Source organism: Achromobacter pestifer (assembly GCF_013267355.1).
GTDB classification, from domain to species: domain Bacteria; phylum Pseudomonadota; class Gammaproteobacteria; order Burkholderiales; family Burkholderiaceae_B; genus Achromobacter; species Achromobacter pestifer_A.
This window is the reverse complement of the sequence record NZ_CP053985.1, coordinates 1,678,591-1,704,558: the sequence shown is the minus strand read 5'-3', so window position 1 is coordinate 1,704,558 and position 25,968 is coordinate 1,678,591. Positions and strand designations below refer to the sequence as shown.

General features: G+C 64.7%; 21 protein-coding genes and 1 tRNA gene. 12 read left to right on the top strand and 10 right to left on the bottom strand.

Annotated features, from left to right (window positions below; translation table 11 throughout):
• Positions 1-1,197 carry a M20 aminoacylase family protein gene (locus FOC84_RS08305; protein ID WP_173144015.1) on the bottom strand — a complete coding sequence of 399 codons (1,197 nt, stop codon included), beginning with the start codon at positions 1,195-1,197 and terminating at the stop codon, positions 1-3.
• A gap of 75 nt (positions 1,198-1,272) precedes the next feature.
• Here FOC84_RS08305 and FOC84_RS08300 point away from each other — a divergent pair, with 75 nt between their 5' ends.
• Entirely contained in the window at positions 1,273-2,973 is a 1,701-nt protein-coding gene (locus FOC84_RS08300; protein WP_173144014.1) for an AMP-binding protein, read from the top strand.
• Between the two features lie 6 nt (positions 2,974-2,979).
• Here FOC84_RS08300 and FOC84_RS08295 read toward each other — a convergent pair whose 3' ends face one another.
• Entirely contained in the window at positions 2,980-3,855 is an 876-nt protein-coding gene (locus FOC84_RS08295) for an inositol monophosphatase family protein (protein WP_173144013.1), read from the bottom strand.
• Between the two features lie 142 nt (positions 3,856-3,997).
• Here FOC84_RS08295 and mnmD point away from each other — a divergent pair, with 142 nt between their 5' ends.
• From mnmD to FOC84_RS08265, 6 genes are all read left to right on the top strand, one after another.
• The gene (gene mnmD, locus FOC84_RS08290) at positions 3,998-5,869 is read left to right on the top strand and encodes a tRNA (5-methylaminomethyl-2-thiouridine)(34)-methyltransferase MnmD (RefSeq protein WP_173144012.1); all 1,872 of its coding nucleotides are present in this window, start codon (positions 3,998-4,000) and stop codon (positions 5,867-5,869) included.
• A gap of 273 nt (positions 5,870-6,142) precedes the next feature.
• Positions 6,143-8,368 carry a glycoside hydrolase family 31 protein gene (locus FOC84_RS08285; RefSeq protein ID WP_173144011.1) on the top strand — a complete coding sequence of 742 codons (2,226 nt, stop codon included), beginning with the start codon at positions 6,143-6,145 and terminating at the stop codon, positions 8,366-8,368.
• 199 nt (positions 8,369-8,567) lie between these two features.
• Positions 8,568-9,656, top strand: a complete 1,089-nt coding sequence (locus FOC84_RS08280; RefSeq protein WP_173144010.1) for a methionine ABC transporter ATP-binding protein — start codon at positions 8,568-8,570, stop codon at positions 9,654-9,656.
• Complete coding sequence (locus tag FOC84_RS08275) at positions 9,613-10,266, top strand: methionine ABC transporter permease (protein WP_173144009.1); 654 nt, start codon at positions 9,613-9,615, stop codon at positions 10,264-10,266. Before FOC84_RS08280 ends, FOC84_RS08275 begins: the two co-directional genes overlap by 44 nt.
• A 55-nt stretch (positions 10,267-10,321) precedes the next feature.
• On the top strand, positions 10,322-11,119 hold the full coding sequence (locus FOC84_RS08270; protein WP_173144008.1) for a MetQ/NlpA family ABC transporter substrate-binding protein: 798 nt from the start codon (positions 10,322-10,324) through the stop codon (positions 11,117-11,119).
• Between the two features lie 133 nt (positions 11,120-11,252).
• Positions 11,253-11,328 (top strand) — tRNA-Lys (locus FOC84_RS08265).
• Positions 11,329-11,546: 218 nt separating this feature from the next.
• Here FOC84_RS08265 and FOC84_RS08260 read toward each other — a convergent pair.
• From FOC84_RS08260 to FOC84_RS08230, 7 genes are all read right to left on the bottom strand, one after another.
• Positions 11,547-13,178 carry a methyl-accepting chemotaxis protein gene (locus FOC84_RS08260; RefSeq protein ID WP_173144007.1) on the bottom strand — a complete coding sequence of 544 codons (1,632 nt, stop codon included), beginning with the start codon at positions 13,176-13,178 and terminating at the stop codon, positions 11,547-11,549.
• Positions 13,179-13,356: 178 nt separating this feature from the next.
• Positions 13,357-15,093, bottom strand: a complete 1,737-nt coding sequence (locus FOC84_RS08255; protein WP_173144006.1) for a GGDEF domain-containing protein — start codon at positions 15,091-15,093, stop codon at positions 13,357-13,359.
• Between the two features lie 71 nt (positions 15,094-15,164).
• Complete coding sequence (locus FOC84_RS08250; protein ID WP_173144005.1) at positions 15,165-15,524, bottom strand: transposase; 360 nt, start codon at positions 15,522-15,524, stop codon at positions 15,165-15,167.
• Positions 15,521-16,612 (bottom strand): M14 family metallopeptidase, encoded by a 1,092-nt coding sequence (locus tag FOC84_RS08245; RefSeq protein ID WP_173144004.1) that lies wholly within the window; start codon positions 16,610-16,612, stop codon positions 15,521-15,523. The genes FOC84_RS08250 and FOC84_RS08245 overlap by 4 nt, the downstream gene beginning before the upstream one ends.
• Positions 16,612-17,703 carry a M14 family metallopeptidase gene (locus tag FOC84_RS08240; protein ID WP_173144003.1) on the bottom strand — a complete coding sequence of 364 codons (1,092 nt, stop codon included), beginning with the start codon at positions 17,701-17,703 and terminating at the stop codon, positions 16,612-16,614. The genes FOC84_RS08245 and FOC84_RS08240 overlap by 1 nt, the downstream gene beginning before the upstream one ends.
• Entirely contained in the window at positions 17,704-19,050 is a 1,347-nt protein-coding gene (locus FOC84_RS08235; RefSeq protein ID WP_173144002.1) for an MFS transporter, read from the bottom strand.
• Between the two features lie 218 nt (positions 19,051-19,268).
• Positions 19,269-19,793: a hypothetical protein gene (locus FOC84_RS08230; RefSeq protein WP_173144001.1), complete on the bottom strand. Its 525-nt coding sequence runs from the start codon at positions 19,791-19,793 to the stop codon at positions 19,269-19,271.
• A gap of 370 nt (positions 19,794-20,163) precedes the next feature.
• On the opposite strand from FOC84_RS08230, the gene FOC84_RS08225 reads away from it, so the two are divergent.
• Positions 20,164-21,069: a LysR substrate-binding domain-containing protein gene (locus FOC84_RS08225; protein WP_173144000.1), complete on the top strand. Its 906-nt coding sequence runs from the start codon at positions 20,164-20,166 to the stop codon at positions 21,067-21,069.
• A gap of 75 nt (positions 21,070-21,144) precedes the next feature.
• Here the strand turns inward: FOC84_RS08225 and FOC84_RS08220 are convergent, their stop codons facing one another.
• Positions 21,145-21,948: a helix-turn-helix transcriptional regulator gene (locus tag FOC84_RS08220; protein WP_173143999.1), complete on the bottom strand. Its 804-nt coding sequence runs from the start codon at positions 21,946-21,948 to the stop codon at positions 21,145-21,147.
• 106 nt (positions 21,949-22,054) lie between these two features.
• Between FOC84_RS08220 and FOC84_RS08215 the strand changes: the two genes are divergently transcribed.
• The 4 genes from FOC84_RS08215 to FOC84_RS08200 all read left to right on the top strand — a co-directional run bounded on the left by FOC84_RS08215 (position 22,055) and on the right by FOC84_RS08200 (position 25,966).
• Positions 22,055-23,719: an FAD-dependent monooxygenase gene (locus FOC84_RS08215; RefSeq protein ID WP_173143998.1), complete on the top strand. Its 1,665-nt coding sequence runs from the start codon at positions 22,055-22,057 to the stop codon at positions 23,717-23,719.
• Complete coding sequence (locus FOC84_RS08210) at positions 23,712-23,915, top strand: hypothetical protein (protein WP_173143997.1); 204 nt, start codon at positions 23,712-23,714, stop codon at positions 23,913-23,915. Before FOC84_RS08215 ends, FOC84_RS08210 begins: the two co-directional genes overlap by 8 nt.
• 30 nt (positions 23,916-23,945) lie before the next feature.
• Complete coding sequence (locus FOC84_RS08205) at positions 23,946-24,923, top strand: Bug family tripartite tricarboxylate transporter substrate binding protein (RefSeq protein WP_173143996.1); 978 nt, start codon at positions 23,946-23,948, stop codon at positions 24,921-24,923.
• A 65-nt stretch (positions 24,924-24,988) separates the two neighbouring features.
• Positions 24,989-25,966 (top strand): Bug family tripartite tricarboxylate transporter substrate binding protein, encoded by a 978-nt coding sequence (locus tag FOC84_RS08200; RefSeq protein ID WP_173143995.1) that lies wholly within the window; start codon positions 24,989-24,991, stop codon positions 25,964-25,966.
• Positions 25,967-25,968: the final 2 nt, after the last annotated feature.

The window sequence follows — 25,968 nt, the reverse complement described above, 5'->3', positions numbered from 1 at the left end:
TCAGGCCTTGGCCAGGCGCTTGAGCGCCAGCTGGACCCAGTACGTGCCGCCCAGCGGCAGCAGCTCGTCGTTGAAGTCGTAGCTGCCGTTGTGCAGCATGCAGGGACCCAGGCCATGGCCGCTGTCGCGGTGGTCGCCGGTGCCGTTGCCGATCCAGACATAACAGCCCGGCAGTTCCTGCAGCATGAAGGCGAAGTCTTCCGCGCCCATGGTCGGCTGCACATGGTCGTTGACGTTGGCCTCGCCCACGATGTCGCGCAGCACGTCGGCGCAGAACGCGGCTTCCTCGGCGTGGTTGATGGTTGGCGGATAGTTGCGCTGGAACGTGAACTGCACTTCGCAGTCCATCGCCGCGCAGGTGTGGCGCGTGATCTCTTCCATACGGCGTTCGATCAGGTCCAGCACGTCCAGCGTGAAGGTGCGCACGGTGCCGCGCAATTCCGCGTGGTTGGGCACGACGTTGTCGGCGCTGCCGGCGTGGATCTGCGTGATGCTGAGCACGGCCGCATCCAGCGGATTGCGGTTGCGCGTGATGATGGTCTGCAGCGATTGCGCCAGCTGCACGGCCGCCATGACGGGATCGACGCCCAGGTTGGGCATGCCGGCGTGCGTGCCCTTGCCCTTCACGATGATGGAGAACTCGTTGCTGGAGGCCATGATGGGGCCGGCCGTCAGGCCGAACTGGCCGGCCTTCATGCCGGGCCAGTTGTGCATGCCGAACACCGCTTCCATGGGGAAGCGCTTGAACAGGCCGTCATCGATCATGCGCTTGGCGCCGCCGCCGCCTTCTTCCGCGGGCTGGAAGATCACGTAGACCGTGCCGGCGAAATCGCGGTGCTGCGACAGATATTGCGCGGCGGCCAGCAGCATCGCGGTGTGGCCGTCGTGGCCGCAGGCGTGCATCTTGCCGGCGTGCGTGCTGGCGTGCTCGAAGGTATTGGCCTCCTGCATGGGCAGCGCGTCCATGTCGGCGCGCAGGCCCACGGCGCGGTCGCCCGGGAGATTGCCGCGGATGATGCCGACCACGCCCGTGCCGCCCAGGCCGCGGTCGATTTCGATGCCCCATCCCTCGAGTTTCGCCGCCACCACGTCGGCGGTGCGGAACTCTTCGAACGCCAGTTCGGGATGCGCGTGGATGTCGCGTCGTATCTTGGAAATGTCGTGATGCCACGCGACGATGGGTTCGAGCAGTTTCATGGGGCTCTCGGGCGAAAAAAGGGAACGCAACAAGGGTATCATCAATCAAAAACCAATTTAATGGAGACAAATACCATGACGCGTCCGTGGCTTGCCCATTATCCGCAGGGGGTTCCGGCGGAGATATCGACAGACGGCTATGCCTCACTGACTGACTTGCTGGACCGGGCCTGCAAGCAGTACGCCTCGCGCATCGCGTGCACCGCCATGGGCAGCGACATCACCTATGCGCAACTCGACGCCCATGCGCAGGCATTCGCCAGCTGGCTGCAAAGCGCGGGCCTGGCCAAGGGCGAACGGGTGGCATTGATGATGCCGAACGTGCCGGCCTATCTGGTCAGCATGCTGGGCACGTTGCGCGCGGGCCTGGTCGTGGTGAACGTGAATCCGCTCTACACCGCCGAAGAGCTGCAACGGCAGTTGCTGGATAGCGGCGCGTCGGCCATCGTCATCCTGGAGAACTTCGCGCACACCCTGCAGCGCGTCGCCGACCGCGGACAGCTCAAGCACATCATTGTGACCGGCCCCGGCGATCTGCTCGGCGGCCTGAAGGCGCCGCTGGTCAACCTGGCCGCGCGCTATGTCAAGAAGATCGTGCCCGCGTGGAAAATCGATGGCGCCCGCATGCTGCCCGATGTGCTGCGCGACGGCTCGCGCCAGCGCTTCACGCCGCCTGCGCTGTCGATGGACGACGTTGCGGTGCTGCAATACACCGGCGGCACCACCGGCGTGCCCAAGGGCGCGATGCTGTCCCACCGCAACCTGGTGGCCAATGTGCTGCAGACGGAAGCGGTGGCGCAGCCCGTGGTGCATGACCTCGCGGACCAGCAGCTCACCATCATCAGCGCGCTGCCGCTCTACCACGTGTTCGCGATGACCGTATGCGGGTTGTACGGCCTGCATGCGGGCATGCGCAATCTGCTCATCATCAACCCGCGCGACCAGCCTGCGCTCATCAACGCGTGGCGCAAGGTGCCGATCAACGTGTTCCCCGGCGTCAATACGCTGTTTAACGCGCTGGCGCACAACGAAGACTTCGCGCGCCTGGATTTCTCCGGCTTGCGGTTGACCCTGGGCGGGGGCATGGCGGTCCAGCAGCAGGTTGCCGAACGCTGGCTGAAGATCACGGGCAGGCCGCTGATCGAAGGCTATGGCCTGTCAGAAACCTCGCCGGTGGCGACCGTGAATCCCACCAACGCCACCGCGTATTCGGGTTCCATCGGCCTGCCGCTGCCTTCCACGGACGTGGCCATCCTCGATGACGAAGGCCGCGAAGTGCCGCTGGGCGAACGCGGCGAAGTCGCCATCCGCGGTCCGCAGGTCATGCTGGGATACTGGCAGAAGCCCGAGGAAACCCGCAACTCCATGACCGCCGACGGCTACTTCCGCACGGGTGACATCGGCATCATGGATGAGCAGGGCTATACCCGCATCGTCGACCGCAAGAAGGACATGATTGCGGTGTCGGGCTTCAAGGTCTATCCGAACGAGGTCGAGGCGGCCGTGGCCCAGCATCCCGGCGTGCTGGAGTGCGCGGCGATCGGCGTGCCGGACGAGCATTCGGGCGAAGCCGTCAAGGTATTCGTGGTGCGGCGGGATCCGACGTTGACCGAGGCGCAGATCCAGGATTGGTGCCGGGAAAAGCTCACGGGCTACAAGCGTCCGCGCTACGTGGAGTTCCGCGAGGAGCTGCCCAAGAGCAACGTAGGCAAGATACTGCGTCGCGAATTGCGTCCCGACGCGGTCGCGGGCGCGCCCGCGGACAAGGCGGCCTAGGGGTCGTCAGTCCTTCTTGTCCAGGTGCGGCGCGATCATCTCGTGCAAGGCGCGCTCGATGGCCTTGTTGCCGGCCACGACGCGCCCGCCGATGGGCCAGGGGTCCTGGCGGTGCATGTCCGAACATGCGCCGCCCGCTTCGCGCAGGATCAGCGTGCCGGCGGCCACGTCCCAGGGCGCCAGGCCCATTTCCCAATAGCCGTCGTAGCGGCCGCAAGCCGTCCACGCCAGGTCCAGCGCGGCGGCGCCCATGCGGCGCACGCCGCGCGCGCGGTTGATGGCGTCATGCAGCATGGGCATATATTGCGCGGCGAATGAAAAGTCGCGGAACGGGAAGCCGGTGGCCAGCACCGCGTCTTCGATGGTCGGCGTGCGCGAACACTTGATGCGCCGGCCGTTGAGCCAGGCGCCCAGGCCGTAGACCGCAGTAAAGAGTTCTTCGCGGCAGGGATCGTAGACCACGCCGACCACGGGCGTGTCCTCGGCCAGTGTTTCGGAAGTCGATATGGCAGTGCCGGCGTGCGCGATCAGCGCGATCGACACCGCGTAATGCGGGATGTCGTGCAGGAAGTTGGTGGTGCCGTCCAGCGGGTCGATATACCAGGTGGCGCTGCCTTGTGGCTTGCCGCCGGTTTCTTCGGCGACGATGCCGCACCTGGGCGTGCGCGCCTGCAGCTCCTGGATAATGGCGGCCTCCGCCTCGCGGTCCGCCTGCGATACGAGATCGTTGCGCGCCTTGCGGTCGATCACGAGATCCGCGCGGTGATGCGCGTAGGATTGCAGTATGGCCGCGCCGGCATGGGCCGCCGTGACTGCCGCGTCGATCGCGGCGCACAGGTCGATGGGCGAGGTCTGCGAACGGGGCTGATCATAGGTATCCATGAAACCAGTGTAAGCCCATGTATGCGTCAAATCCGTGGCTGAGCCCCGAAACCGCCGTGCCGCGTGGCATCCGCCCAACGCGGTCGCATCAGATAATCCGCGCTGATTTTCATTCTCCATTTCGTCTGCTGCCGCCGTTTCCATGTCCTTCTCCTATGCCCCTCTGATCCCCGCCAAGGCTGAATTCGACGCCGACGGCCGGCTCTACAGTCCCGCTTATGGCGATGTCTACCATTCGCCATCGGGCGCGCTGGGCCAGGCGGAACACGTGTTCCTGCGGGGCAACGGCCTGCCCGGGCGCTGGCGCGGGCGCCGCGCGTTCACCGTCTGCGAAACGGGTTTCGGGCTGGGGCTCAACTTCCTGGCCCTCTGGAAAGCATGGCGCGATGATCCCCAGCGCAGCGCCGCGCTGCATGTGGTGTCGCTGGAAGGGCATCCCTTTGAACGCGACGACCTGGCGGCCCTGCTGAGGCGTTACGCGCCCGAGCCGTTGGCCGACCTGGGGCGGCAATTGGCGGCAGCGTGGCCGGTCTTGTTGCCCGGACTGCATCGCCTGGAGTTCGAGGGTGGAGCCGTCACACTGACGCTGGGCTTTGGTGATGCGCAGGTCCTGGCGTCCCGCCTGAGCGTAGGCGTGGACGCATTCTTCCTGGACGGCTTTGCTCCCGAGCGCAATCCGCGCATGTGGGAGCTGCCTCTGCTGCGCCATCTGGCCAGGCTGGCGGCGCCCGGCGCCACGCTGGCCACCTGGGCCTGCACCGGTGAATTGCGCCAAGCTTTGCGGGCGGCGGGTTTCGAGGCCCGGCGCGAGCCCGGCCATGGCGGCAAATGGCATATGACGGTAGCGGCCGCAGTCGTGCCGGGCAGCGCGGTTCCCTGCGTGCCAGACGGGGAGGCCCGCCACGCGGTGGTGGTCGGGGCGGGGCTGGCGGGTTCGGGCATCGCCCAGGCGCTGGCCGTGCGCGGGTGGCGCGTGACCGTGATCGACGCGGGCCGGGCGCAGGGGGCGCCGGCGCATACCGGACACGTGGCGGCGGCCTTGACGCCCGTGGTGGCGCGCGACGACAACGCGCGGGCGCGCCTGTCGCGCGCCGGCAGCCTGCGGGCGCTGGCGCGTTGGCAAGGCTTGCCGGCAGGCGCGGCGCCCCTGGTCTGCGGCACCGTCCAGCTGGAGCGCGACGAAGGCCGGTCCGCGGCCTTGGCCGGCACCCTGGAGACCTTGGCGTTTCCCGCGGACTGGGTGCGCCAGGTCAGCCGCGACGAAGCCAGCGCCCTGGCCGGCCTGCCGCTGGCGCGGGGCGGCGTGTATTTCGGGCAGGGCATGCTGTTGCGGCCGGACCTGCTGATAGAAGCCCTGCTGACGACGGAGGGCGTGACGCTCCTGCCGGGCAAGGCGGCCAGGGTCGAGCGCGCCGGCGCGGGCTGGAGCGTGCGTGATGCGGCCGGCGCTGAACTGGCGCGCGCCGATACCATCGTCCTGGCCAATGCGTTCGGCGCACGCGCCGTGCTGGCCGATAGCGGCTTGCTGGATCCCTTGCCGCGCGTGGGTCAGATGCACGCGCTTGCGGGAGAGGTGACGCTGGTGCCCGCGCAGGCGCTGCGCGGCGGCCCCCGCTGCATCGTGGGCGGCGAGGGCTATCTGCTGCCCGACGTGGGCTCGGGCTGCGTGGCCGGCAGCACCTATGTGCATGGCGCAGTCGAAGCGCGGATCGGCGCCGAGGGCCAGCGCGTCACCTTGGACAAGGCGGCCGGCCTGCTGGGCGGCGGCTTCCCGGAATTCGGCGCCCTGGAGCCCGGCAGCCTGCCGGGCTGGGCGGGTTGGCGGGCCGTGCTGCCGGGGCGCCTGCCGGCGGTGGGCGAATTGCCTCAGGCCCCCGGCCTGTGGCTGGCCATCGGTTACGCATCGCGGGGGCTGTCGTGGGCGGCGCTCATGGGCGACCTGATCGCCGCGCGCCTGGCCGGCGAGCCGTCCCCCTTGGAAACAGACCTGGCGCAACTTATTTTGCCACGATGAAAAAAAGCCGCGCGGGGGTGCCGGAGGCGTGTTCCGGGTGGCGTAGAATGGCGGGAATTGCCGGGATTTGGCGCTAAATAGGCCTGAGTTGGCCGCGAACCTGGCATTTTGGCGGCTCGACGGCCGCTCCTTTCGGGGGGCGCTGGCCGAAGGCTTTAGACCCCTTTTATGGATGAGATCGCAGTCCAAATGAGGGACCGAGTTTATTTCAAAGCCCAAATCCGTCAAAATAGCGTCTTTTGATGGTTTTTGGCTTAAGCCGGGGGATGCTCTGTGCCGCCCAAGTTCGACTTTGCCCATACTACTCAGCTCGAAAATGTCGAGCTGCTGACGTCCCGCCCCAGTCGCATCGATTTCGACGCGGGCGATGGGTTGCACCTGGTAGTCGAGGCGCATGCGCCTGGCGTTTTTCGCCTGCGCTGCGGCGAGGCTAATCACCTTACCGATGACAAGCCCGGTGCGCGTGCTCGCGCCGTGGCGGAAATGTTGCTCGCGCGCCAAGAGGCCGTGGGCGAAGCCGTTATCGCTCCGCGCGACGACGGGGAAGGCTGGCGGATCACACAGGGCGACGTCTCCCTGGAAGTCCTGTCCAACCCCGTGCGCGTCGCGGTCTACCGCAACGACGAACGGGTGTTCGAGTCCGAGGTATCCGCGCATACGCCCGCATTCGGGCACAACGCGCTGGACCAGGCCGACGACGCCGTCTGGACGACGGGCTTCACGCTCCAGTCCGACGAGCGCGTGTACGGCTTGGGCGAAACCCCGGGCGACTTGAACCGCCGCGAAGAATCCGTGGTTTCCGACGATCCCGAACACCGCGCCCTGCCTTTGGCATGGAGCCCGCGTGGCTGGGGCGTCTACGTCAATACCATGCGCCGCGTCGAGCATTCGGTGGGCGTGGCCCCCGCGGATTCCGCCTATGTGCTGACCGTGGACGACGTCGTGCTGGACATGTTCCTGTTCGCCGGCGAGCCCGCTGAAATTCTCAACCAGTACACCGCCTTGACCGGCCGCGCCGGCCAGCCCTCGCTGTGGGCGATGGGCGCATGGCTGCAACAGGCCCCGGGCGAAATGCCCACGGACACCGTGGCTCTGGTGGCCCGCATGCGCGAGAACCAGATTCCGGTGGATGCCGTGACGCTGGCGCAGCCGGCGGCCTGGGGCTTCCAGTCGGACAAGACGGTTTTCGAATGGAACGCCCAGCGCTTCCCGGACGCCAAGCAGATGCTGGCGCTGTTCCACAAGCACCATGTGCATGTCGCTGCCTCCGGTTTCCCCGGCGTGCTGAAGACCAGCCCATTGTTCGAGGAACTCGAAGACCGCGGCTGGCTGTTGGCCAAGGACGACGGCTCGGCCCAGGTGTTCGACGGCAACGCCGCCACCTCGGGGCAGCCCTATGGCTTGCTGGACCTGACCTACCGCGACATCTACAACCTGTGGGTGGAGCGCCATCGCCAATTGGTCGAAGACGGCCTGGACGCGCCCGCGTGCGACGCCCAGATCGCCATCCCCGACGGCGTCACGGCCCGCAACGGCGAAACCGGCCCCGCGCTGCGCAGCATGTATCCGCTGCTGGTGCGCCGCGCGCTGTTCGATGCGGTCGCTGGCCTGAAGGTGCCGCCGGAAGGCGTGGTGCCCAGCTCCGATCTGTTCCCTGCTGCCCAGCGCCTGCCGTGGCAGGTGGGGCCGCAGGCCGAGAACACCTGGGACGGGCTGCGCCACACCCTGCGTACCGCCTTGTCGATCGGCGCCAGCGGCTTGCCGGTCCAGGTGCATGGCATCGGCTCGGCCGCGCGCGACCGCGCCGGCATGACGCCCGAACTGTACTTGCGCTGGCTGACCGCGGGCGTGTTCTCGTCGAACTTCGCCTTCCAGGGTGTGGAAGGCCTGATGCCCTGGGACTTCGGCGAAGAAACCCTGGCGCATGCCAAGACCTGGATGCAGTGGCGCTACCGCCTGGTGCCCTATGTGCTGGGCGCCATCGAGGACTCGGCGCGCACCGGCCTGCCGGTGCAGCGTTCCATGGCCATGTCGTTCCCGAACGATCCACACGCGCATGACTGGGACCTGCAATACCTGCTGGGCCCGGCCCTGCTGGTGGCGCCCGTGACCGAACCCGGCAAGCAGGTGCGCGTGTACCTGCCCAAGGGCGAAGCCTGGTGGGACCTGAACACGGGGCATCGCTACGAAGGCGGCACCACCTGGACCATCGATTGCGAACTGGGCCAGTTCCCGGTGTTCGGCCGCGAAGGGCATATGCTCTGTCTTGGACCGGCGGCTCAGCATACGGGCGAGTTCAACTCGGCCCGCATCCTGGACGAGGTCTGGATGTTCGGCATGCCTGTGCACAACCCGGTCGTCATGCGCAACAAGATCCGCGTGATGCAGATGCAGGGCTCCAGCTACATCAAGGGGCTGGAAGGCCTGCGCATCTCCCCGTCCGAGGGCCTGGAGGTCAAGCGCCGCGGCGCGGAAGTCCGCATCTCGCGCGCACGCTGAAAAAGCCGGCTGCGGCCGGTCCGGCACAAACTGGGCAGTCAGGAAGGCTTTCCTTCCTGACTGCCCTTTCCGCGTTATGGCATGTGCTCCTTGGGGACACAACAGGGCGCGGGTACGGGTCTTTATATTACTTGTAGTTATAAAAAATGAAAGAAACAGTCGTTCTCTGTAGAAGAGAAAAGATACAAAATCGCTTGCCATGATTCAGATCGAGAACCTATCCAAGACCTACGCGACGCCGCACGGACAATTCCAGGCGCTGCGCGGCATCAACCTGCACATCAAGCAGGGCGAGGTCTTCGGCATCATCGGCCCCAGCGGGGCCGGCAAAAGCACGCTGGTCCAGTGCATCAACCTGCTGGAGCGGCCCAACGAAGGCTCGATCACCATCGGCGGCCAGTCTCTGACCGGACTGAACGAAGCGCAACTGCGCGAGCAGCGCCGCCGCATCGGCATGGTGTTCCAGGGGTTCAACCTGCTGTCGCGCCGCACGGTGTACGGCAACGTTGCCCTGCCGCTGGAAATCGCCGGCGTGGCCAAGGCCGAGATTCCAGCCCGCGTCGAGCGCCTGCTGGCGCTGGTGGGCCTGGAGCATCTGCGCGACCGCTACCCCAGCCAGATCAGCGGCGGCCAGAAGCAGCGCGTCGGCATTGCCCGCGCCCTGGCCAACAAGCCGGACGTGCTGCTCAGCGACGAAGCCACGTCCGCGCTGGATCCGGAAACCACCCACAACATCCTGGCCTTGCTGCGCGACATCAACCGCAAGACCGGCGTGACCGTGGTCATGATCACGCACCAGATGGAAGTGGTGCGCGAGGTCTGCGACCGCGTCGCCGTGCTGTCGCAGGGCGAAGTGGTTGAAATGGGCAGCACGCGCGAAGTGTTCGCGCAGCCGCGCCACGAAGTCACCCGCGCCATGGTGTCGGCGGCCACCGCGTCCGACCTGACCGACGCCACGCTGGCGGCAGTCAAGGAGCGCATCCAGGCATTGGTCGCCGGCAAGCCGGGCCAGGCCGTGCGGCTGCTGCGCCTGTCGCTGACCGGCACCGAAGCATCGGGTTCCTTCCTGTCCGATCTGTACAAGCAATATTCGCTGGACGTGAACCTGATCCAGGCGCGCGTTGAAGACATTCAGGGCGTGGCCGTGGGCACGATGTTCGTGCTGGCCCAAGGCGCGCCCGCCGCGGTCAAGGACGCGATTGCCGCGTTGGCCGCCCGTGACATTACCGTTGAAGAAATAGCTCATGAGTCCGCAACTGATCGACCTGCTTATTACGTCGCTGCTTGACACCCTGCTGATGGTGGGCGTGGCCAGCGCCATCGCGGTGGTGATCGGCATTCCGCTGGGCGTGATCCTGACGGTGACGGCGCGCGGCAACATGCTCGAGAACCACTCCGTCAACCATGTGCTGGGCGCGGTGATCAACGCCACGCGTTCGGTGCCGTTCGTCATCCTGATGGTTGCGATCATTCCGTTCACGCGCCTGGTGGCCCAGACCTCCATCGGCACCACCGCCGCCATCGTGCCGCTGTCCGTCGCTGCGATCCCGTTCATGGCGCGCATCGCCGAAAACGCCATGCGCGAAGTCGACCCGGGACTGATCACCGCCGCACGCGCCATGGGCGCATCGCCGATGCAGATCATCATGAAGGTGCTGCTGCCCGAGTCCTTGCCCGGCCTCATCGCCGCCACCGTCGTCACCGTCGTCAGCCTGATCGGCTACTCGGCCATGGCCGGCGCCATCGGCGGAGGCGGCCTGGGCGACCTGGCCATCCGCTACGGCTACCAGCGTTTCCAATCCGACGTGATGGCCGCCGTGGTCATCGTGCTGATCGTCCTGGTGCAGGTGATCCAGAGCCTGGGCGACCGCTACGTGCGTCGCATCTCGCATCGTTGATCCTGCCGGCGCCTTACCAATTTCTCCTCACTTCCGACATTCGGGATATCGCAACATGAGCATCAAGGTTTTGAAGTCGCTGGCCGCGTTCGCACTCGGCGCCGCCGTATTCGCCCAGCCCGCGCTGGCCCAGGACAAGCCGCTGAAGATCGGCGTGACCGCCGGTCCGCACGCCCAGATCTTTGATGTGGTGAAGCAGGAAGCGGCCAAGCAGGGCCTGAACATCCAGGTCATCGAATTCACCGACTACGTGCAGCCCAACGTCGCGCTGTCCGCGGGCGACCTGGACGCCAACAGCTACCAGCACCAGCCCTACCTGGACAATGCCAACGCGGACCGTGGCTACAAGCTCGTCAGCATCGCCAAGACGGTGATCTTCCCCATCGGCATCTACAGCAAGAAGATCAAGTCGTTGTCCGAGCTGAAGGAAGGCGCCCGCATCGCGCTGCCCAACGACCCGACCAACGGCGGCCGAGCCCTGTTGCTGCTGCAGGCCAACGGCCTGATCAAGCTGCGTCCCGGCGTCGGCCTGAAGGCGACCCCGATCGACGTGGTCGAGAATCCCAAGAAGCTGCGTTTCATCGAACTGGACGCCGCCCAGCTGCCGCGCTCGCTGGATGACACCGACGCGTCGGCCGTGAACACCAACTTCGCGCTGGAAGCAGGCCTGAACCCCGCCAAGGACGCCATCGCCCAGGAATCGCCCGACTCGCCCTATGCCAACGTGCTGGTCGTGCGTGAAAAGGACAAGGATCGCCCCGAGTTCGCCAAGCTGATCGCGATCTACCACAGCCCGGCCGTGAAGCAGTTCATCGAGACCAAGTACAAGGGCGCCGTGGTGGCCGCCTGGTAAGTCCAGCGCCGCTTGTCCCCGGAACGGCCGCCGCGAGCGGCCGTTTTCATTTCCGGGACGGAGTCTGGTTCAGGGCTGTTGCATCGAATTTTGACAAACGACGCCAAATCGGCCATAATTTCTGGCTTCGGTCGGGTTGTTAGCTCAGTCGGTAGAGCAGCGGACTTTTAATCCGTTGGTCGCGAGTTCGAGTCTCGCACAACCCACCACCCCAATTCCCGTGGTACGCCGCAGTGCTCTTTCGAGTATTGCCCTACCAGACAAGACGCAAGAAAAACGCCGCTATCTAGCGGCGTTTTTCATTGGTGTCTGATTCGTGAACGCAAATACGTTGACGCAAATTTGTTGACCCAAATACGTTGACCCAATTGGCGCCGGCCGGGCCGACGGTGAAACGTGTCGCGGCCGGCCTCTCCCAGTGATGTTCCTACGACGCCGCGTACGCGATGAGCGCCGGCTCTGTCATGGGGGCATGCCGTGAGCTTATGGATGATGCCGTCTTGAACACTTCCACTGCTTGCAGCAGCTCTCGTGCCTGTTCCGCCATTGAGAGCGCCGCCGCTGCGGATTCCTCGACCAACGCCGCGTTCTGCTGCGTCACGGAGTCCAGTTGGGCGATGGCGACGTTTACCTGTTCGATGCCGATGGCCTGTTCGCGCGACGCGGTCGCGATCTCACCCGTTACGATCTTCATGCGCATGACGGACGTGACTACGTCCTCCATGTTCTGGCCCGCCCGCACGGCCAGGTCCTTGCCGGTCTGGACCACGGAAGTGGAGGTTTCGATCAGATCCTTGATTTCCCGTGCGGAGGTGGCGCTGCGTTGCGCCAGCGCGCGGACCTCGCCGGCCACCACGGCGAAGCCCCGGCCCTGATCTCCGGCCCTGGCGGCTTCCACCGCTGCGTTCAGCGCAAGTATGTTCGTCTGGAATGCGATGCTCTCGATCAGCGATACGATATGCCCGACCTTTTCGGAGTTGGCGGAGATCTCCGTCATGGCCGCCAGCATCTCGGATACGACGCCGCCCGCCTTTTCCGCGGCTTTGGCGCCCTCGGAGGCCATTTCGTCGCCGCTTGCCGCGTTGTCTTGGTTCAGCTTCACGGTGGACGTCAGTTGTTCGATGGCGGCTGCAGTCTCTTCCAGCGAGGCCGCCTGTTCTTCGGTGCGCTGCGACAGATCCGTATTGCCCTGGGCAATTTGGCTTGCTGCCGTCGAGATGGATGCCGTCGAAGACTTTATTGCCTCCACGATTCTGGAAAGCCGTGATCGCATGGTTTCCAGGCCATGCATCAGGCTGTGGTCATAGCGGGAGTCGAGCTGCAAGCGGTTGCTCAGGTCGCCATCTGCGATGGTCACCGCCAGGCGTTGCGCGTCGCCGGGGTCGCCGCCCAACTGGCGCAGGATGCCGCGCGCGGTGACATAGGCCGCGAGCACAGCGAGCAGCAATGCAATAGCGATGGTTGTTCCCATCGCCCATTGCAGTTGATTCGCCAAGGAGCGCGCGGCGGCTGCCCGCTCTTCGTTAAGCTGGGACTCAAGCGAGGCGAGCGCGGACAGCGTTTCCTGTAAAACGCGCTGTTTGGGACGCAGGTCTTCTTCGAGCATATGTTGCGCATCCTGGCGGTTTCCATACATGCCTTCCGCCAGCACCTTTTCGAACACCGAGCGCAGGGACTGCTGGGCGGCGCCCGCTGCACTGAACAGACGCTTTTCATCATCGATCGCGGTTGGACTGCTGGCAAACATGTTGCCCAGACGATCACGCGCGTCGTTGTATAGCCTTTCCGCCTCCGTCGCCCGACTCACCTCGGTTTTCAACACGTTCGGATCAGTAAGAAGCAGGATGTTGCGGATGGCGATGGCCTGTTCCTGGACCTCGTAACGCATCTCGATCGCCAGACGACGTTGCTCATTGTTGATCGCGGTGATCTGGTAGACCTCATGTTCCAAGGTGCGAATCCCATACACGCCTAGCGCGCCACAGACCAGCAGTGCCATCATGATCAATGCAAAGCCCATGGCGAGGCGAGTACGCATTTTCAAGTTCGACGGTTTCATTTCTTCTTCGCTTTCAAAATGGAATCTCTGAATTCGGCTTGCTCTGGTCGGACTATACGGACGCGTCGCGCGCAGAAAAAGACAGAAATTTTTTTCCACCAAGTACATTTTTCTATCTTGTGGGCGACCGCAGATTGCATGGGCGTCAGCAACGCGCATGCGCGGCCTTGCGCAGAAATCAGGCGTTGTCGGGCTGCGTGACGACGCAGTTGCGGCCGGAGGCCTTGGCGCGATAGAGCAGTTCGTCTGCTTGCTTGAGCAGGGCGTCGACGTTGTCGATTTCATCCGCGTGCGCGCAGACCACGCCAAAGCTGCTGGTGATCGACTCAATGGTCCTGCCGTCTGCCGGCACAACCAGGCGTTCGATGCGGCGGCGCATGCTCTGCGCCATTGCGCTGGCCTGCATCAGGCTGCGGACCGTGCATAGCACGGCGAATTCTTCACCGCCGATGCGCGCTACGATGTCGGAGCGGCGCCACGTCTGGTGGCATGCCTGCGCCACGGCCACCAGAACGTTGTCGCCGCCAGCGTGCCCGTAAGAGTCGTTGATCCGCTTGAAATGATCGATGTCAAAGACGATCAGGGTCAGCATCTGTCCAGGCTCATCCAGGCTGGCGCAAAGGGCTGCGGCACGGGCGTGGAACGCGCGGCGGTTGAGCAATCCAGTGAGGAAGTCCGTTTCCGCCAATGCCGCGAGATCGGCAATAAGGCGTTCGCGCTCGTGCTCCGTGCGAGACTTGGCGATGGCGTTGTCCTTGAGTTTCTGGATGGCGTCGAACAGGCCGCGGACTTCCTTGCGGTAGCCGGTTCCAGAAATCGGCGTGGGGGCATCGTCGTTGATGGAATTGACGATTTCTGTGGCCACGACGAAAGGGCGTATCAGGCGCCAGCGGAACTTGGTGAATCCCCAGGTGGCGGCCAGCAGCAGCACGATGGCGACCGAGGTCGTCGTAATCAGTTCCGTCAGCGCATTGATGCGTTGCCGCTCCAGCAATTTTTCCAGCACGCTCAGTACTTCATCGCGGAAATCGACGATGGATTGCATCAACGGGACATAGCGCTCTTGCAGGCCCGCCGTTGGCGTCATCGAGTGGAGACCTGAAGAGGCGGCGTGGCGCAACTCTTCGATGTACTCCAGGCCCGCGCCAAAGTACTCATACTGCACCCGAGGATACGCTCGAGTTTCGAGTTCCGCATGGGTGGAAAGCTGCACTTCGAGCAGCGCGCGCAATTGTGTGACGCGGCCCAGTTGCTGCTCGATGCGCTGTGTTTCCACCTCGCTGAGCGGGCGGCGTTGAACCTGTGCCGGCATGAAGGCAGAACCCAGCAGACCGGCTTGTTCGCGCAGGCCCGCTGCCAGCATGGCAATGGTCATCAGGCCGGGGCTTTCCACTTCATGGCGGATCACGACAGCAGAGTTGTCGAGCGCGGTTTCTTCCAGCGCAGGGATAATCCCGGCCATGATCACCACCACATCGTTCAGTTCCTGAGCGCTGATCTGCGCACGTCGTCTGGCGATGAGTCGATCCGCCGTGGCGCGGTGCTGGGCCAGGGCGCGCGCGATGTGCTGAATGGAGGCCTGGGCGTCCCGGCAGCCGTCGCAGTTGCGAGTCCTGTGCAGCTCCAGCAGCTCGGCGATCCCGCTTTCGCTGGCCTTGCGCGCAAGCTGCAATTCCTGCTGCCTGGGCTCGGATACAGGATGCCCTTCTATCAACGCGGCATTCATCGAGCCGCGCTCCATCAGAACGGCAGCCATCGCGTCCAGCGTGCCTTGGACGACGCTCAGGCTCGATCTCGCGTCGCGCGCCGCGGTATGGGCGCGCCAGCTATGGATAAGTTGAATGCCGATCAGCGCACTGACCGGGATCAGTACGCCGATGACATATGCCACCGTGTAGCGGTTCAGAGATTTCAAAAGAACGGTGCAGACGTAGAGATTTCAACATGCTGAAGGCGTGGCGGTGAATGCGCTGCGCCGCGTATGCCTTATTCCTTGGCCCCAAGCGTGTCCTGCAAGATCACTTTATTCAGCGCCAGGATGGCGATCAGGCGCTCGAGACGGTTGCACTCGTTCTCGAGCCTGTTCAGTAACTTCAGTTCGTAGGACGCCAGCCCGTCGTAATGCACTTTCCAGGAATGGAAGGTTGCTTCGCTTACGCCCATGCGCATGCAGATGTCAGATATCGGCGAGCCCAGCGTTGCCTGCTTCAGCGCGTGCCTGATCTGTTCTTCCGTAAAGCCCGACCGTTCCATATGATGCACCTCCATATCTTGAGATGAAGCCAACTCCTTCCGAGCTGCGAGGATGGAAAGTGCCGGCGCTATCCTTGCGGCTGCCTGCGTCAAGCTGCCTGTAAGCCGCGCAGTGCTTGCAGCACTGCCACCCGGGTTTGCCCGAGCACCATGCCGTGCCAATTCGACTCGTTGCAATAGAACGCGTCCAGTGTGGTCTGCAGGATGCTGCGCCGCAATTCCGCGGGCGCCTCGGGATGCGCATGCAGCCAGTTCCGGCCGCATAAGGCATGCACCATGGCGTCGAAACGCACGGCGCCGAAGACGATCGCCATCGAGGTCGGCAAGGACAATGGGCACGCCTGGTAAATCAGATCGGCGAGCTGACCGGAGACATCGACCGATACCGAATTTCCCTGGTAGGGAACCGTGACATCGCTACCCCACCACTGGCGCGCGCGAGCGACTTCGGCATCGTCGCGGCGGCCGGCATAGAGCTTTTCGCCATGGCCGCGCGGCCCCCAGCCGGTATGCACGTCGATCCAGCCGACATGGGTGCGCGTACGCACATGCTCGTGCAGAATGCGGCGCAGGTTCTGCAGCGATGCCGCCGGACGGTCGCCGCCGTAGAACAGGCCGTCGGCATGTGTGTACTGGCCGCGCGAGACTGCCTGCGCGAAGGTGGATTGGCCGTGTTCGGCGATGTACTGGGCGATCAGTTGCTGGTTGGAAGGCGTGGGAGGCCATTCCTCGGGCAGCAGCAGGTCATGTATCCGCGCGTAGTCCGGGTTCATGGGCAACGGCCGCCCGTCGAACGGCAGGCCGTTGCGGTTCAGGTCTATGTTGCATTCATCGGTGCGGGCGATCCACGAATAACCATATGGGTTGACCGCGTGCACCAGCAGCAAGGCCACGCGGGCTTCGCGCGCACGGGCCAGCATGACGGTATCGTCGAGCAGCGCCAGCTGACACCCCGAGCCGCAGAATCCTTCCACACCCAGCACGGCAGAGGTCATGATGAGGACGCGATCGGCGTCTGGATCGCCGATGTAAGCGACATCGGTGGCCAGCGCTTCGCCTTCGCTTCCCGTATGGTCGATGCCGTAGGAGTGGAATGAATCGGCGAGCGGCCTGGCCGCCTGCGCAAAGCGCTCGCGCGCCTGGGCGTAGCTGTGGGAGAAGTAGCTGGCGCTGGTTCGCATCACGCCTCCTGTAAACCGGCCAATGCTTGCAACACGGCGACCCGGCTCTGGCCCAAGATCATGCCGTGCCAATCGGAGGCGTCGCAATAGAACGCATCCAGGGTGGCGTTCAGAATTGCGTCGCGCTTGGCATCATCCGCCTCGGGATGCGCAAGCAGCCAGTTGCGGCCGCGCAGCGCTTCGATCATGGCTTCAAAGGGCAGGGTGCCGAACTCCAGCGCCATCAGCGTGTGTTGGGCGTCCGGGCTCGTTTGGTAGATCAATCCCGCCAACTGGCCGGTAATGTCCGCGGATGCGGAGCTGCCTTCGTAGGGAACCGCGATATCGCTACCCCACCATAGTCGCGCGCGCGCGACCGCGGCGGCGTCGCGGCGGCCCGCGTATATTTTTTCGCCGTGCCCGCGCGGCCCCAAGCCTGTGTGCACATCGATCCAGCCGATATGCTTGCTGCGGCTGCCGTGCTGCTGCAGGATATGCCGCAGATTCAGCAGCGACGCCGTGAGGTGGGTGCCGCCATAGAACAGGCCATCGGCGTGTGTGTACTGTCCGCGGGTCACGACTTGCGCAAAGGCCGCCCGGCCGTGTTCGGCGACATAGGCATCGATGCGCGCGGCGTTCGAGGCCGTGGGCGGCCATTCCGCGGGCAGCAGCAGATCATGGACCCCGGCGTATCCGGGGTTCTGCGGCAGGGGACGTCCGTCGAAGGACTGGTCATTGCGGTTCAGGTCGACATTGTCTTCGTTCGTGCGCGCCAGCCAGGAAAACCCGTAAGGGTTGATTGCGTGCACGAGCAGCAAGGCCACGCCGGCCCTGCGGGCGCGTTCCAGCATGGGGGCATCGTCCAACAGGGCCAATTGACAGCCCGAGCCGCAGAAACCCTCAACGCCATGGGTGGCGGAGGTCATGATCAACAGCCGTTCCGCATCCGCCGGCCCGATCAGCGCGACATCGGTCGCCAGGGCTTCGCCCGCGCGGCCGGCGGGTTCAATGACATAGGATTGAAACTGCGTGGCGAGCGGTTTGGCTGCCAGCACGAAACGATGGCGCGCTTCTTCGTAGCTGCGGGAAAAGTAACTGGAACCGTGCTGCATTCAAGCCTCCTGGCCGTCGATGTCGTCATGCGTGCGGTCGTCGATCCAGAACAGCACCACCGTTGAAAGCGCGATGGCCACCATCAGGAACCACGCCGGGGCCATGGAGTTGCCGGTCACGTGCAGCAGCCAGGTCACGAAGAATTGCGCAAAGCCGCCGAACACGGAGATACCCAATCCATACACCACCGACATGCCGGTCGTGCGCACGGCCTTGGGGAAGAGTTCGGGCAGCATTGTGAATGCCGGCGCCGACTGCAGTGCCACCAGGAGCGCGAACAGGGCGACGAGCAGCATCAGCCGTTCGGTGCTGGGAGCGGCCATGAGCCACTGGAAGCAAGGCAGCAGGACGATCAGGGTTGCCAGGCGCGACCAGAAGATCACGCGTTTGCGGCCGTAGCGGTCGGCCAGCATGCCGACGAAAGGAGCGATAAGGAAGCCAACTGCGCCGAACACGACACTGGCCGACAGCGTCGAAGTTGCCGGCAAGCCCAGTTCCCGGTTGGCATACGCCGGCATGTAGAAGCTGAGGATCTGCGTGCTGACCATGCCGCCGATCAGCAGCAGGATGCCCTTGAGTATGGTGAGCTTGTATTCCGAGAAGATGCGGCGCAAAGGCTGATGGGCGATGGTGCGATGAGCGGTCACGGCCTGCGGCGCGCCGGTGTTCGCGGGCGGGCTGGTCAGCGTTTCTTCGAGGTTGCGGCGGATGTAGGCGCCCACGGGCACGGTCAGGATGCCGATCACGAAGGGCACGCGCCAGCCCCAGGCCTGCATCTGTGCCGTGCTCAGCCCCATGGTGAGCAGCGTTACGACCAAGGCTCCAAGCATCACGCCCAGCGATTGGCTGCCGAATTGCCAGCTGGAATAGAAGGCGCGCTTGCCGCGTGGAGCGTGTTCGACCAGCAGGGTGGTCGAGGCGCCGACTTCGCCGCCGGCGGCGAAGCCCTGGATCAGGCGGGCCAGCACCATCATGACCGGGCCGGCCATGCCCATTTGCGCATAGGTGGGGGCCACCGCGATCAAGGCGCAGCCCAGGCCCATCAGCCACAGGGTCAGTGTCATGGCCGCGCGGCGGCCGTGGCGGTCGGCATAGGAGCCGATGAGCATGCCGCCCACGGGGCGCATGAGGAAACCCACGCCGAAGGTGGCGGTGGTCAACAGCAATTGGCCGTAGCCCGAGGCCGCCGGGAAAAACAGAGGCCCGAGCACCAGCATCAGGAAAGTGAAAACGGTGAAGTCGAAGAATTCGAGTGCGTTGCCGATGGTGGTGCCGGCGATGACGCGCCGGCGCATGGATGGTGTGTGCAGCGCGTTGGGCGCGGCCGCTGCGATGGTGATAGACATGGGTTCCCCTTGTGTCTGTTTTAGAGGGTTGCCGGTCCGTGGCTCCGAGCCTTGGGCTCCCCCCGAAGGGCACTATACGGATGCCCTGGGATAAGAAAAAGAAAGAAAATATGTTTTAGTGAACACTTTTTTGTATAGATCAGTCCCCCTTTCGTTTCACCTTTCGTTAGGCGGCCTTGGGTTGCGCAGGCCGTGGCGGGTTCTCCAGGCGTGGTGGCCTATTTATGGCCATCTGGCGTCGATTCCCGCTGCAACTTGTCGTCGCGCAGATGATCGAGCGGCCGGGTCTCAGGCAGGGCCATGAAGGTGTCGGAGGTCACGGCGCCGATGCCTTGCAGCGCTCTATACGCCGTTGACGCTTGCCAGGTGATGGCTGCCTGGGGGGTGGGCCAACGGGTGATCAGCAAATAGAAGACGCCGTCGGTTTCCGGCGAGGAATCGTTGGGACCGATAAGCTGGTAGGGGCGTGCTTCGTATTCACCGGTCAGGGTGTCCAACGGGGAGGCGCCAATATCCGACAGACATGCCAGAATTTGCTTGATGGCATGGAGCTGCGCGTCGGAAAGAGGGGTAGGGACGGCCAGGCGAGTTTCGGCCATGACTTTTCCGCTCATGACTTCATCAGGCGGAGGTTCGCGCCATTTGCGCAGATAGACCGCCCCATCAGCCATAGCGTCAGCGTCATGGCGCATGGATGGTGTGTGCAGCGCGTTGGGCGCGGCCACGGCGATGGCGATAGACATGGTTTCCCCTCGTGTCTGTTGAGAGGGTTGCCGGTCCGTGGCTGCGGGCACCGGCCTCCCTTTTCGAAGGGACTATAAGGATGCCTTGAAATAAGAAAAAGACAGAATTTACGTTCTAATGAATACTTTTTCTTATAGGGTGAAATAACTGGGAAATTCTGCGCATATGCCAGGACGACCCGCGATCTTGCTTGAAGGCAAGCCGCAATCCTCTGGCTTCCAGCGGCGTGTCCGCGGTGGCTGCCCCTGAGCCCGGATCCAGAGTTTCCGCTCGCGGCCGCTACAGGGTTGCCATAGAATAAAAAAGACAGAAATCGTCCGTTGTGATCTGTTTTTTTTATATCTGGAAGAATCCGCCGGAGCCGAACGTATGAACCTACGTCAATTGCGCGCCTTTGCGCTGATCGCCGAGCATGGCAGCATCCGGGCCGCGGCGCGTGCGCTCGCCGTGACGCAGCCTGCGGCCACACGCAGCTTGCGCGAACTTGAGCAGAGCGTGGGCGTCGATCTGGTGCGCCGCAGCGTCAAGGGCGTGGAACTGACTACCTACGGCGAAGCGTTGTACAAGCGGGCCATCGTCATTCTGCAGGAGACCCGCCGGGCGCGCGAGGAAATCGGACAGATGCGCGACGGCGAAGGCGGCACATTGAACCTGGCTGTGAGTTCGGCGGCGCTGGTCGTCGTGCCGGAAGCGCTGGTCGCTTTCCGCGCACGCATGCCGCGCGTGGCGGTTTCGTTCAATGAAGTGGCGCCGCCCTTCAGCCACGAGCAACTGGAGTCGGGCCGCTACGATTTTCTGGTGCAAACCGAGTATGACGGAGAGATCAGCGACGGTTTTGCGCACCGTCCTTTGTTCACGCTGCCGCTTGCGGTCGGCGCGCGTCTTGGCCATCCGCTGCGCAAGGCCCGCAGCCTGACTGAACTGCACGACGCGCCTTGGCTGGTGCCCGGCAACACGGAAGCTCCCGCAAATCTGTTGCGGATGGCCTTCGCCGCGCACGGCCTGTCCATGCCGCGTGACACCATCGCCTGTCATTCGGTGGCCGTTGCGCTGGCGATCATGGCAAAAAGCGATGCGCTGGGCATCTTCGTGCGCCCCTTGTTCGAGCACGATCTTCTGCCGTCGCACATGCGCATGATGCCGTTGGCGCATGAGCTTCCCTCTGCCCGCATCTCAATTCTGGCGAAGAAGGAATCGCCGCCCACGCCGGCCGCCGAGTGTTTTATCGACTGCCTGATCGCCACCCGCGACAGCCTGGTTTACTCCAGCAAGTAGAGCGGCGAGGAGCCGGTTACATGGCGTTCGCGGGACTGACGTCTCCATGACTGCAGCGGTCGCGCGGCATGCCAGTCAGCGCGCTTGCCTGCCGCGTTTGGGTGCGCTCGCGCCCAGCAGCACCATGAGTTCCCGATGGTTGCGCACGCCCAGGTGCTGGAAAGCCCGGTAGCGGTACGTCAGCGCGGTGGTCTCGGACACGCCCATTTCGCGCGCGGCCTTCTTGGTTGTCAGCCCGTCCAACACATGGGTGATCAACTGCCGTTCCCGTCCGGATAGCTTGGTCATGAGCTGAACCTGCAGCGGCTGGTCCGCGGGTGCGCGGCGGGTCACCTGGACATGGCGCATGACCGCCGCCGCAATCAGGGGCGCGTGTTGCGACATGCGCTCGAAATCCTTGGGGCCGTAGTCCGGATACGAAAAATTCCGGTGCAGGCTGACCGCGACCCGGTAGCCGTCGGGGAAGACGGCAAGCAGCGACATGCGTTCGCGTATGCCCGGGTCGTCGTAGCAGACGCGGCGGTAGTGGGCATCGGCGACTTCTTTGGCGAACTGGTGTCCGATCCAGAGCTGGCGCGCTTTGGCGGGCTTGCGCCGGGATAGCCAGTTCATGTTGGAGTCCTGTTTGTCGAAGCCCAGGCGCATGTACTCGAGGGCGGTCAGCGTCGCCACTTCGCCGATGGCGCTGGCGCTCGAAACGGCTTCGACGCGCCCGCTGCTGCGCAGCGCAAACACCGTGCAATGGCTGGCGGGCAGTGTGGCGCCCAGTGCGCCCAGCACCTCGGCGGCAAAGTTGTCGGCGCCGATCGCATTCATCAGCGCGATGCTCAGCGCCTGGCCGGGAGGAGGGGGGCGCGGCGGCAGGGGCAGCAGTTTCATCGCGGGTTAGCCTGTCCTGATTAATTAGGACATATTAACCAGTCCGGCCCAGCAGAATATGACGCAAGCCAATACGGCCGTTTGATGACACGATCAGGACTTGCGCATGCCCCTAGAAAGAATCGGACCCTTCGAGTACCGGCGTTTCCCGCCTTCGCTTCCCAGGCTGGCCCCGCAAGGCGATGAAGCGCTGCATCATCGCGTGCTGATCGCGGGCGGCGGTCCAGTGGGGTTGGCGGCGGCGCTGGGCCTGGCCCGGCAGGGCATAGGCAGCGTCGTGATCGAGGCTGACGATTCGGTCTGCGAGGGCAGCCGGGCGGCCTGTATTTCGCGCCGCAGCCTGGAAATCCTGGACCGCCTGGGCGTGGCGCCGGCATTCATGGAGAAGGGCCTGGCCTGGACCCGGGGTCGCAGCTACTACGGCACCGAGGAAGTGCTGGTGTTCGACATGCCGTCGGCGTCGGGCGACAAGTATCCGCCGATGATCAATCTGCAGCAGTACTACATCGAACAGTTCCTGCTGGACGCCATCGACGAGATCAATAGCCTTTTCCCGGGGCGGGTGGATATCCGCTGGGCCAGCAAGGTGGCCGCATGCCGGCCCGACGCGGCGGGCGTGAGCGTGCGGATCGAGAATCCGCTGGGTAGCTACGAGACTCGCGCCGATTGGCTGCTGGCCTGCGATGGCGGCCAGAGTTTCATACGCTCCAGCCTGGGGCTGGAACTGAAGGGAACGGGCTATCAAGGTCGCTATGCGATCGTCGATATCGAACTGGCCAGCGAGCATCCCGCGGAGCGCCGCGCCTGGTTCGATCCGCCCTGGGCGCGCGGTACCACCATCCTGATGCACCGGCAGCCGGACAACATCTGGCGCGTGGACTATCAACTGGCGGCCGGCGTGGATGCCGCGCAAGCCTTGCTGCCGGATCAGGTGCAAGCGTTCGTGCAGACGCATCTGGACGCCATCGGCGAAGGGCATCTGCCATGGATGCCGGTGTGGACCTCGGTGTACCGCGCTGGCGCGATGACCTTGGATGCCTATCGTCATGGCCGCATCCTGTTTGCGGGCAACGCTGCGCATGCCATGCCGATTTTCGGCGTGCGCGGGTTGAACTCGGGCTTCGACGACGCCGACAACCTGGTCTGGAAACTGGCGGCCGTGCTGCAAGGCAAGGGCGCGGATGCCCTGCTGGACAGCTATTGCCGCGAGCGACGGCAGGCCTTCCACATCAATGCGGAGAACGCCATGCGCAGCACTGAGTTCATGTCGCCGCCGCATCGAGGTTTCGATCTGATGCGCGAGGCCAGCCTGTCGCTGGCGGGCCGGCATCCCGGCATCGCGCGCCTGGTCAATCCACGGCAGACGCGAGCCATCGCTTATGCGGGATCGCCCTTGTCGACGGACGATGAGAGCGGCGGCGATTGGGCGCCGGGTGCGCCGCTGATGGATTGCGGCACGGAGGATGGCGGACACCTGACCGATCTGCTGACGCCCGGCGGCTTTACCTTGCTGGCGTTCGGCGGCTGGCCGGAGCAAGAGGCGCTGGAAGCGATGACGGCCTCGGCCGGGTGGCGATTCCTGCCCGGCCGTTGTGTCGTGCCTGCGATGCCGGCAGGGAGTCCGGCGCCCGGGGATACGCCGCAGGCCGGCATGGCCTATCTCTTGCGGCCTGACGGCCATGTTTGCGGCCGGTGGCGCTCGCCATCGCTGGATACGGTGCTGGCCGCCATTGAACGCGCCTGTGGCGCGCAAGGAGCCTCCAATGATTGAAGACGCCGCGGTTCAGGACCGCATCTATGCCCGCTGCAGCAATGCCATTGCTATCGCCGGGCGCGGACGCGAGTCGCTGTTTCTGGCGCGCTTGGCCCTGCTGCTGTTCGAGCAGGTACAGGATGAGCAGCGCTGCCTGGATGCCATCGAGCAAGCCTTGTGCGATTTGCCCAACCCATCGCTTTCAGCCGATTGACGGGCGGCGAGCATGACAAAGGAGACGGACGTGGACCGACGCCATTTTCTCGAAGCGCTGGCGGCCGTGGCGCTGGTTGCCGTTGCGCCACTGGCTCGCGCGCAAGACCGCTATCCCCTGCAGCTCATCAAGTGGGTGGTGCCGTATTCCGCCGGCGGCGGCACCGACATTCTGGCGCGTGCGCTGGCCGACGCCATGCGCGCGGAACTGGGCCAGCAGATCATCATCGACAACCGGCCGGGCGCCGCGACCAACATCGGCGCGGAGTATGTCGCGCGGGCCAAGCCGGACGGCTATACGGTCCTGTCGGCCGGAAGCGGCGTGCTGGCTTTCAACGAGCATCTGTTCAGGAAGCTGCCGTTCAGCCCGGAAAATGACTTTTCCTACATCGGCGCCATCGGCAGGTTTCCACTGGTGCTGGTGGCGAATCCCGCGTTTCCCGCCGCGGACTTCCAGGCTTTCCTGGCTCGCGTGCAAGCGGAGCCGGGACAGGTGAACTACGCCTCGCCCGGCAATGGATCGTCGCATCATCTGGCCATGGAGCTGTTCCAGAGCCGCACCGACACCCGCTTGACGCACGTGCCTTATCGCGGCGCCGCGCAGGCCATGCAGGACGTGATGGGAGGGCAGGTGCCGGTGATGTTTCTGGACCTGGCTTCAGGGGCCGGCATCATCAAGGCGGGCAAGGTCAGGCCGCTGGCCATCGGCTCGCAAGCCCGTTCACCGCTGTTGCCGGAAGTGCCGACCCTGGCCGAGCTGGGGGTTGCCGATGCCGAGGTGTTTGCGTTCCAGGGATTGCTGGGCCCGGCTGGATTGCCGGCGCCGGTCGTTGCGCGCTTGAACCAGGCCTTGAACGCGGCCTTGTCCAAGCCGGAGGTGTTCAAGCTGTTCACCGAGTTTGGCTTCGAGCCGTTGCCCGGATCGCCCGAAGCATTCAAGGCGCTGGCTCGCGCCGAATCGGCTCGCTGGGGCGAGGTCATACGCGCCAACAAGATCGCGCTTGATTGAGTAATTCCATGATCCACGCCAATTCAGCCGGCTGACCGGCGACGACCATTACAAAGGAGACAGACTTGAACCGACGCCATTTCCTCGAAGCCATGGGGGCCGCGGCCTTGGCCGCCGCCGCGCCGCTGGCCAGCGCCCAGGGCAAGTATCCCGACCAACTGATCAAGTGGGTGGTGCCGTACCCCGCGGGCGGCGGCACCGACAATCTGGCGCGCACGCTGGCCGAGTCCATGCGCGCCGCGCTGGGTCAGCAGATCATCATCGATAACCGGCCGGGCGCCGCGACCAATATCGGCGCGGAGCAGGTCGCGAACGCCAAGCCCGACGGCTATACCGTCATGTCGGCGGACAACGGCGTGCTGGCCTTCAATGAACATCTGTTCCGCAAGCTGGCCTTCAGTCCGGAAAAGGATTTCACCTATATCGGCGCCATCGGCAAGTTTCCGCTGGTGCTGGTGGTGCATCCGTCGTTTCCCGCCGCGGACTTCAAGGCCTTCATGGCGCGGGTGCAGGCGGAACCGGGCAAGGTGGACTACGCCTCGGTCGGCAATGGCTCGCCACATCATCTGGCCATGGAGCTGTTCCAGAGCCGCACCGGCGTGCGCCTGACGCACGTGCCTTACCGCGGCGCCGCTCCTGCCATGCAGGACGTGATGGGAGGGCAGGTGCCGGTGATGTTCCTGGACCTGGCCTCTGGGGCCGGCATCATCAAGGCCGGCAAGGTGCGGCCGCTGGCCATCGGCTCGCAGACCCGTTCGCCGCTGCTGCCGGATGTGCCGACGCTGGCCGAGCTGGGCGTGCCGGACGCCGAGGTGTTCGCGTTCCAAGGCATGCTTGGCCCCAAGGGCATACCGGCGCCAGCGGTTGTGCGCCTGAACCAGGAATTGAACGCGGCCCTGGCCAATCCCGCCGTGGTGAAGCGCTTTGCCGAGTTCGGCTTCGAGCCGCTGCCCGGAACGCCCGATGCGTTCAGGACCCTGGCGCGCGCCGAATCGGCCCGCTGGGGCGAAGTCATCCGCGCCAACAAGATCTCGCTCGATTGAGG

Bases quoted from the DNA above. Each gene is read 5' to 3' on its own strand.
- FOC84_RS08275 (WP_173144009.1), top strand. From the start codon at position 9,613: ATGAGTCCGCAACTGATCGACCTGCTTATTACGTCGCTGCTTGACACC.
- FOC84_RS08245 (WP_173144004.1), bottom strand. From the start codon at position 16,612: ATGCGAACCAGCGCCAGCTACTTCTCCCACAGCTACGCCCAGGCGCGC.
- FOC84_RS08295 (WP_173144013.1), bottom strand. From the start codon at position 3,855: ATGGATACCTATGATCAGCCCCGTTCGCAGACCTCGCCCATCGACCTG.
- FOC84_RS08215 (WP_173143998.1), top strand. From the start codon at position 22,055: ATGCCCCTAGAAAGAATCGGACCCTTCGAGTACCGGCGTTTCCCGCCT.
- FOC84_RS08260 (WP_173144007.1), bottom strand. From the start codon at position 13,178: ATGAAACCGTCGAACTTGAAAATGCGTACTCGCCTCGCCATGGGCTTT.
- FOC84_RS08220 (WP_173143999.1), bottom strand. From the start codon at position 21,948: ATGAAACTGCTGCCCCTGCCGCCGCGCCCCCCTCCTCCCGGCCAGGCG.
- FOC84_RS08240 (WP_173144003.1), bottom strand. From the start codon at position 17,703: ATGCAGCACGGTTCCAGTTACTTTTCCCGCAGCTACGAAGAAGCGCGC.
- FOC84_RS08235 (WP_173144002.1), bottom strand. From the start codon at position 19,050: ATGTCTATCACCATCGCAGCGGCCGCGCCCAACGCGCTGCACACACCA.
- mnmD (WP_173144012.1), top strand. From the start codon at position 3,998: ATGTCCTTCTCCTATGCCCCTCTGATCCCCGCCAAGGCTGAATTCGAC.
- FOC84_RS08230 (WP_173144001.1), bottom strand. From the start codon at position 19,793: ATGTCTATCGCCATCGCCGTGGCCGCGCCCAACGCGCTGCACACACCA.
- FOC84_RS08305 (WP_173144015.1), bottom strand. From the start codon at position 1,197: ATGAAACTGCTCGAACCCATCGTCGCGTGGCATCACGACATTTCCAAG.
- FOC84_RS08225 (WP_173144000.1), top strand. From the start codon at position 20,164: ATGAACCTACGTCAATTGCGCGCCTTTGCGCTGATCGCCGAGCATGGC.
- FOC84_RS08210 (WP_173143997.1), top strand. From the start codon at position 23,712: ATGATTGAAGACGCCGCGGTTCAGGACCGCATCTATGCCCGCTGCAGC.
- FOC84_RS08300 (WP_173144014.1), top strand. From the start codon at position 1,273: ATGACGCGTCCGTGGCTTGCCCATTATCCGCAGGGGGTTCCGGCGGAG.
- FOC84_RS08270 (WP_173144008.1), top strand. From the start codon at position 10,322: ATGAGCATCAAGGTTTTGAAGTCGCTGGCCGCGTTCGCACTCGGCGCC.
- FOC84_RS08280 (WP_173144010.1), top strand. From the start codon at position 8,568: ATGATTCAGATCGAGAACCTATCCAAGACCTACGCGACGCCGCACGGA.